This window comes from Hydrogenophaga sp., from assembly GCF_031426985.1.
In the GTDB taxonomy this organism is placed as follows: domain Bacteria; phylum Pseudomonadota; class Gammaproteobacteria; order Burkholderiales; family Burkholderiaceae_C; genus Hydrogenophaga.
On record NZ_JASJOY010000116.1, the window covers coordinates 1 to 1,378 of the forward strand.

Genomic DNA, 1,378 nt, shown 5'->3' on the forward strand with positions numbered 1-1,378 from the left:
GTTCGATCACGACCACGCTGTGGCCGCCGTCCACCAGCCGGTGCAGCACGCGGATCAGCTTTTCCACGTCGGCCATGTGCAGGCCCACCGTGGGTTCGTCCAGCACATACAAGGTGTGCGGCGCCTTCTGCCCACGGCGGCCGACCTCGTCCCGCACCTTGGACAGTTCGGTCACCAGCTTGATGCGCTGCGCCTCACCGCCGCTGAGCGTGGGGCTCGGTTGCCCCAGCGTCAGGTAACCCAGGCCCACGTCCTTGAGCAATTGCAGCGGGTGGCTGATGGCGGGCATGGCGGCGAAGAACTCCACCGCCTCGTCCACCGCCATCTGCAGCACGTCACCGATGTTCTTGCCCTTCCAGGTCACGGCCTGGGTCTCGGGGTTGAAGCGCGCGCCGTGGCAGACCTCGCAGGGCACCTTCACGTCGGGCAGGAAGCTCATCTCGATGGTGCGCAGGCCCTGCCCTTCGCAGGCCGGGCAGCGGCCTTCGCCGGTGTTGAAGCTGAAACGCCCCGGGCCGTAGCCGCGCGCCTTGGCTTCGAGCGTGTCGGCGAACAGCTTGCGCACCGTGTCCCAGAAGCCGATGTAGGTGGCCGGGCAGCTGCGCGGCGTCTTGCCGATGGGCGTCTGGTCGACTTCGAGCACGCGGTCGACCGTCTCGCTGCCCAGCAGCTTGCTGCAGCCGGTCCAGGCGGGGCGCACGCCCTCGTTGTCCCAGGCCTGGCGGCCGGCGAAGGTGCTGCGCATCGTGACCGCGGCGGCCGCGTTCGTCAGCAACACGTCGCGCGCCAGCGTGGACTTGCCCGAGCCGCTGACACCGGTGACCACCACCAGGCGTCTGAGCGGCACGTCCACGTCCACCTGCTGCAGGTTGTGCATGGTGGCGCCGCGCAGTTGCAGCTGGTCACCGTCCGCGCCGACCGCGCGGCGCGCCTGCAGCGGGTGCTTCATCGCGTGCAGCAGGTAGCGCCCGGTGACGGACTCTTCGTTCGCCGACAGGTCGGCCACCGTGCCCTGCGCCACCACCCGCCCGCCGCGTTTGCCGGCGCTGGGGCCGATGTCGATGATGTGGTCGGCGCGGCGGATGGTGTCTTCGTCGTGTTCCACCACCACCAGGGTGTTGCCCATGGCGCCCAGCTTGTGCAGCGCGTCCAGCAGGATCTGGTTGTCGCGCGGGTGCAGGCCGATGGTCGGCTCGTCGAGCACGTAGCAGACGCCCTGCAGGTTGCTGCCGAGTTGTGCCGCCAGCCGGATGCGCTGCGCCTCGCCGCCACTGAGCGTGGGCGCGCCACGGTCCAGCGTGAGGTAGTTCAGCCCCACGTCTTCGAGGAAGGCCAGGCGGCTTTCGATTTCGGGCAGCAGGTCGCGCGCGATGTCGGC

The 1,378-nt window shown here is 69.7% G+C and carries 1 pseudogene; it reads right to left on the minus strand.

The annotated features are described in order from the left end of the window. Positions 1-1,378 (minus strand): annotated as a pseudogene (locus RMP09_RS14485) (excinuclease ABC subunit A); the annotation flags it as partial.